We start from the raw sequence: 6149 nt of genomic DNA on the forward strand, positions 1-6149 counted from the left end.
GCGCGACAGCGGGATCGCGCGGAAGGCGACGTCCTCGAGGATCTCGACGAAGATGCCGCCGAGGCCGAACATCAGCACCGGGCCGAAGATCGGGTCGCGCACCACGCCGACGATCGCCTCGGTCCCCTTCTTCGCCATCGGCGTCACCAGCACGCCGCGGATGTCGGCCTTCGGGTCATAGGCACGGCAGCTGGTCATGATCTGGTCGTAGGCCTCGCGGAGCGCCGCCTCGCCGGCCAGGTTGAGCTTGACGCCGCCGGCGTCCGATTTGTGCAGGATGTCCTTCGACACCACCTTCATCGCCAGCGGCCGGTCGCCGAACTGGGCGATCGCCGCTCCGAGCTCGTCCACATTGTGGGCGACGAGCTCCTCGGCGACCGCGATGCCGTGCGCCCGCAGCAGCGACTTGGCTTCGTACTCGAAGAGGTCGCGGCCCTCGTTCTGGGCGCGCGCGAACATCGCCTGCATGCTCTCGAGCGGGGTGACGCTCGCCTGCAGCGGCTGGCCGTGCTGCTGCTGCAGATAGATGCCGCGTTCGGCGAGCGCCTGCAGCACCTTCACCGCATGTTCGATCGAGGCGTACACCGGCAGGCCGGCCTCGTGCAGGCGGCGCAGCGCCGGCGGCTTGACCGGCGCATACAGGCTGTAGATGACGAGCGGCTTGCCGCAGCGGCGGGCGAGCTCGATCATCGACTCGGCCGCGCGCATCTCGCCGCCGAGCAGCGACTCGGCGAAGCGGGTGTGATAGCCGCCGAACATGCCGACGAGGAACACCGCATCGACGTTGTCGTCGTCGGCGACGATCTCCATGCAGCGCGCGAGCACCTCGGGGTCGGCGTCCGAGGTGCCGGCGACGTCGACCGGGTTGGAGAGCGATGCCTGGGCGAAGAGGATGTCGGCGAGGCGCTTGCGTGTCGCCGCCGACAGCTCGGCGAGTTCCAGGCCGGCGTCGGACAGGCGGTCCGAGGTGATCGTTGCCTGGCCGCCGCCGTCGGCGATCACCGCCACCCGCCGGCCGCGCGCCTGCTGCATCAGCGCCAGGCCCTCGGCCACCGGCAGGATCTGGTCGGAGTGGCGCACCACGCTCACGCCGACCTGCTTTAGCAGGTCGACCGTCATCTCGTAGCTGCCGGCGAGTGCGCCGGTGTGCGAGCTGGCGGCCTTCTTGCCGAGTTCGGTGGCCCCCGACTTGTACACCACCACCGGCTTCACCGGCGTGATCTCGCGCGCCGCCTGCAGGAAGCGCTGGCCGTCGCGGAAGCCCTCGACGTACAGCGTGGCGACGCGGGTGTGCTCGTCCTCGCCGAGGTAGCGCAGGTAGTCGTTGAAGCCGACGTCGGTCTGGTTGCCCGGGCCGACGTAGGTCGAGAAGCCGACATGGCCGTTATGCTCGGCCTCGAGCACGAGCGCGAGCAGCATGTTGCCCGACTGCGAGATGAAGCCGATGTCGCCCGGCTTTACGTTACGCAGGTCGAGCAGGTTGACCTGCTGGTGCAGGTTGAACATGCCCGAGGTGTTTGGGCCGATGATGCGCACCCCGCCGGCACGCGCCGCTTCCAGCACCTTTTGCTCGAGTTTCGCGCCTTCAGGTCCCGTCTCGCGGAAGCCGCTGGCGAGGATCACCGCGCCCTTCACCCCCTTGCGGCCGCACTCGGCGAGCAGGCCGGGGATGGTGGACGCCGGGGTGCAGATCAGCGCCAGGTCCACCGGCCCGGGCACCTCGTCCAGGGACGGGTGGGTCGGCACGCCGAGGATTTCGGACACCTTGGGGTTGATCGGGTGGATCCTGCCTGCATAGCCGCCCTTGATCAGGCCGACCATCGCCTTGTAGCCGCGCTTGGTCGGGTCGGCGGAGGCGCCGATGATCGCGATCGACCCGGGCGCGAGGAAATCGTGCAGGGGACTCTTCTTCGCCAGTGGCGCGTGCTGCGTGTCGTTCATCTCATTCTCCCCTGAAGACCGGCGCCCGCTTCTCGGCGAAGGCATCGACGCCCTCCTGCCAGTCGCGGGTCGTGCCCACGAACATCATGCCTTCGAGCTCGGCGATGAGGCAGGCCTCGAGCGTCCGTTCGGCCGACTTGTTGAGCTGCTCCTTGGCGAGCTGCATCGAGAACGGTGCCTTGCCGGCGACCTTCAGCGCGAACGCGCGCGCCGCGTCGAGAAAGCCTTCGTCGGGCAGCACCCGGTTCGCCAGCCCGATCCGTACCGCCTCCTCGCCCTTGATGCGCTCGCCGAGGAAGACGAGCTCGCGGGCCTTCGCGAGCCCGACCAGGCGCGGCAACAGCCAGGTCACGCCGCCGCCGAGGAAGTTGCCGATCGAGATCTCGGGCAGGCCGATCTGCGCGCTTTCGGCCATCAGCATGAAGTCGGCGGCGAGCGCCACCTCGGCGCCGGCGCCGAGCGCGTAGCCATTGACTGCGGCGACCACCGGCTTCTGCAGCTCGAGCAGGCGCCTGCAGACGTCCTGCTCGCCCTTCAAATACTGACGGCGGTCGAAGGCGGTGCGCCCGGTCTTGTGCGCCTTCAGGTCGGCGCCGACGCAGAAGGCGCGCCCCTCGCCGGTGACCAGCACCACGCGTGCGTCGCGGTCGGCCTCGGCGCGCGAGAGCGCGGCGTTGAGTTCGTCGTACAGCTGCTGGGTGACCGCGTTGAGGCGCTGCGGGCGGTTGAGGCGGATCTCGGCGATGCCGTCCGTCATGTCGTAGAGGATGGTTTCGTAGCTCATGCTCACCTCGCGAGGTTGGGCTGCTGGCGTGTCACTCCCCGCGCGGACAGCCGCGGGCGGGGGCGGAAACGGGTCGGGCGCGGCAGGCCGGCGGTGCCGCGCCGGATCGGGGCAGCATGCGCAGGGGCCAGGGCAAAGGTACTTGCATTCCGCCTTCGAAGGCAAACTGCGGCGGCACCAGGCGCGCAGCTTACGGAGCGACGGCCATCAACATATCTTATTGGTGCAATGGGGATTCGTTTGCCATGGTTGAGAACGGTCGACGACGACTCGATAGCCGGCGCGGCCGACCCGCGCACACCGCGCACCGAGAGGAGGAGAGACCATGAAGATGCGGACGATTTCGGCGCTGCTCGCCAGTTCCCTGTTTTCGGTCGGGGCCCTCGCTGCTTCGCCTGCCGTACCCAACAGCTACGCGCCGGTGGTCGATAGCGAGTCCTTCGACACCGTGCGTGAGCGCATGCAGGCGGCGAAGCCGGAGGTGCTGGGACGCTTCAAGGCCTTGCTCGAGCAGCGCTACGACCTCGCCGACCGTCCGCTGAGCGGCGTCACCACCGGCACGGGCAAGCCGGTGCAGGGCGGGGTGCGGGTGAAGCTGCCCGCGGGCACGAGCTGGCAGGACCTCGCCGCGCTCGCCCCGGACGAGATCAAGTCGCGCGACCTGTGGCCGGCCGGCTTCCTGCCGTTGCCGCACGAGCATCAAGCCGAGGGCGGCATGCTCTTCCCGCAACATCAGATCGACGCGATCAGGACCCAGGAAGAACGCGACCTCACCCGCTTCGACCTCGACTTCCAGCTGCCCGCCCACTTCACGCCGGAGTTTCCGCCGGCGATCTACCTGACCACCCGGCCCGACCTCGGCGACGTCTCGCAGGGCAAGGTGGTCAGCCTGACGAACTACTACGAGCTGTTCAGCGGCATCCTCAATCCGAAGCAGCTCGACGGCCTGCGCCTGCTGCTGACGCCCTTCCCGCAGCAGCAGTTCAACGCCACCGCCGACCGCCGCTCGCTGCGGCCGAGCCAGGGCGTGGCCTGCCTCGACTGCCACGTCAATGGCCACACCAACGCCGCCACCCACCTGGTGGGCGACATCCGCCCGCAGGCACATCGTCACCGCATCGACACGCCTACCCTGCGCGGGGTGAATGTGCAGCGCCTGTTCGGCTCGCAGCGCGCGTTGAAGACGATCGAGGATTTCACCGAGTTCGAGCAGCGCGCCGCCTACTTCGACGGCGACCCGGTGATCGCGACGAAGAAGGGGGTGAACGTGCTCGAGCGCGGCAGCCAGGTGCATTTCATGGGTGAGTTCCAGGCCCTGCTCGACTTCCCGCCGGCGCCCAAGCTCGACGTCTTCGGCCGGCTCGATCCGGCGAAGGCGAGCGAGGCGGAACTCCGCGGCCAGGGGGTCTTCTTCGGCAAGGGCCAGTGCGCCGCCTGCCACCAGCCGCCGTACTACACCGACAACCTGATGCACAACCTGAAGGCCGAGCGCTTCTTCAAGGAGCAGGACATCGCCGGCCGCCTCGCCTCGGCGGACGGACCGATCAAGACCTTCCCGCTGCGCGGCATCAAGGACTCGGCGCCCTACCTGCACGACGGCCGCCTGCTCACGCTCGACGACACCGTGGAGTTCTTCAACCTGGTGCTCGGCACCAAGCTGAGCGAGGAGGAGAAGAAGGACCTGGTCGCCTTCCTGCTGACGTTGTGAGCGGAGCGGGGCGGCCGTGGTCGCGGCTTTCGTCGCTTCGCCTGCGGGATCGCGGCCGGCGGCGGATCCGCACTATCATCCCGGGCATTGCCGCGAATTCCCGGATTGATCATGCCCGACCGTCTCATCCTCCTCGCCGGCGCGCTGCTCGCCGCCCTCGGCGTCGGCCTCGGCGCCTTCGGTGCCCATGGTCTGCGCGACCTGCTCGGCGCCAGCGAACTCGCCTGGTGGCAGACCGCCGTGCAGTACCAGATGTGGCACGCGATCGGTCTGGTGGGGCTGGCGGCGGCACGCGTGCCGCGCGCCCGCCTGCCGGCGGCGCTGCTTGCCGCCGGCACCGTCGTCTTCGCCGGCTCCCTCTACCTGATGGCGCTCGGCGCGCCGCGCTGGCTGGGCGCGGTCACCCCGGTCGGCGGCACGCTGATGATCGCCGGCTGGCTGCTGTTGGCGTGGCGTGCGCCGCGTGCGTGAGCGAGTCCGGGGTGTGTGATTAAGCCCATGTTTAAACGGTAAATTTCCGTGAAACATGGCGGGGAACCCTGTGCTTTCGGGGGGCGAGCGCGTAGAATGCAGCGCTTTCCCACGCTCGCTCTTCCCGGCGCCATGCCTGCAACCATGCTTCACCCTTCCCGTTTCGACGTCATCGTCGTCGGCGGCGGCCACGCCGGCACCGAGGCGGCGCTCGCCGCTGCGCGCATGGGCGCGAAGACCCTGCTGCTGACGCACAACATCGAGACCCTCGGCGCGATGAGCTGCAACCCGTCGATCGGCGGCATCGGCAAGGGCCATCTGGTGAAGGAGGTCGATGCGCTCGGCGGCGCGATGGCGGCGGCCACCGACGAGGGTGGCATCCAGTTCCGCATCCTCAATGCCTCCAAGGGCCCGGCGGTGCGCGCCACCCGCGCCCAGGCCGATCGCGTGCTGTACAAGGCGGCGATCCGCCGGCGGCTCGAGAACCAGGAAAATCTGTGGCTGTTCCAGCAGGCGGTGGACGACCTCACCGTGGCCGGCGACCGCGTCACCGGCGTCGTCACCCAGATCGGCCTGCGCTTCGAAGCGCCGACGGTGGTGCTGACCGCCGGCACCTTCCTCAACGGCCTGGTGCACGTGGGGATGCAGAACTACTCCGCCGGGCGCGCGGGCGATCCGCCGGCGATCTCGCTCGCCGCCCGCCTCAAGGAACTCGCCCTGCCGCAGGGCCGGCTGAAGACCGGTACGCCGCCCCGGATCGACGCGCGCAGCATCGACTTCTCGGTGATGCAGGCGCAGCCGGGCGACGACCCGGCGCCGGTGTTCAGCTTCCTCGGCAGCGCCGCCCAGCATCCGCGCCAGCTGCCGTGCTGGATCACGCACACCAACGCGCGCACCCACGACATCATCCGCGCCAACCTCGACCGTTCGCCGATGTACTCGGGCGTCATCGAGGGGGTGGGGCCGCGCTACTGCCCGTCGATCGAGGACAAGATCCACCGCTTCGCCGACAAGGACAGCCACAACGTCTTCCTCGAGCCGGAAGGCCTCGAGACCCACGAAATCTACCCGAACGGGATCTCGACCTCGCTCCCCTTCGACGTCCAGCTCGAGCTCGTGCGTTCGATCCGCGGCCTGGAGAACGCGCACATCCTGCGTCCCGGCTACGCGATCGAGTACGACTACTTCGACCCGCGCAACCTGAAGGCCTCGCTCGAGACCAAGACCATCGCCGGCCTGTTCTTC

5 protein-coding genes are annotated in these 6149 nt (G+C 69.1%); 3 read left to right on the forward strand and 2 right to left on the reverse strand.

Annotation, left to right across the window (positions count from 1 at the left end; translation table 11 throughout):
- A partial coding sequence (locus BB334_RS13675; protein ID WP_068809464.1) for an acetate--CoA ligase family protein occupies positions 1–1941 on the reverse strand: 1941 nt, incomplete at its 3' end.
- A gap of 1 nt (position 1942) precedes the next feature.
- A complete protein-coding gene (locus BB334_RS13680; RefSeq protein ID WP_068809059.1) occupies positions 1943–2725 on the reverse strand; it encodes an enoyl-CoA hydratase/isomerase family protein in 783 nt (260 codons plus the stop codon).
- A gap of 325 nt (positions 2726–3050) precedes the next feature.
- On the opposite strand from BB334_RS13680, the gene BB334_RS13685 reads away from it, so the two are divergent.
- The 3 genes from BB334_RS13685 to mnmG all read left to right on the forward strand — a co-directional run.
- On the forward strand, positions 3051–4433 hold the full coding sequence (locus BB334_RS13685) for a cytochrome B6 (RefSeq protein WP_068809060.1): 1383 nt from the start codon (positions 3051–3053) through the stop codon (positions 4431–4433).
- Between the two features lie 111 nt (positions 4434–4544).
- The gene (locus tag BB334_RS13690) at positions 4545–4904 is read left to right on the forward strand and encodes a DUF423 domain-containing protein (protein ID WP_068809061.1); all 360 of its coding nucleotides are present in this window, start codon (positions 4545–4547) and stop codon (positions 4902–4904) included.
- A gap of 144 nt (positions 4905–5048) precedes the next feature.
- Positions 5049–6149, forward strand: a 1101-nt coding sequence (mnmG, locus tag BB334_RS13695) for a tRNA uridine-5-carboxymethylaminomethyl(34) synthesis enzyme MnmG (protein ID WP_068809465.1), incomplete at its 3' end; no start/stop codon positions are given.

The organism is Thauera phenolivorans (assembly GCF_001696715.1).
Taxonomy (GTDB): Bacteria; Pseudomonadota; Gammaproteobacteria; order Burkholderiales; family Rhodocyclaceae; genus Thauera; species Thauera phenolivorans.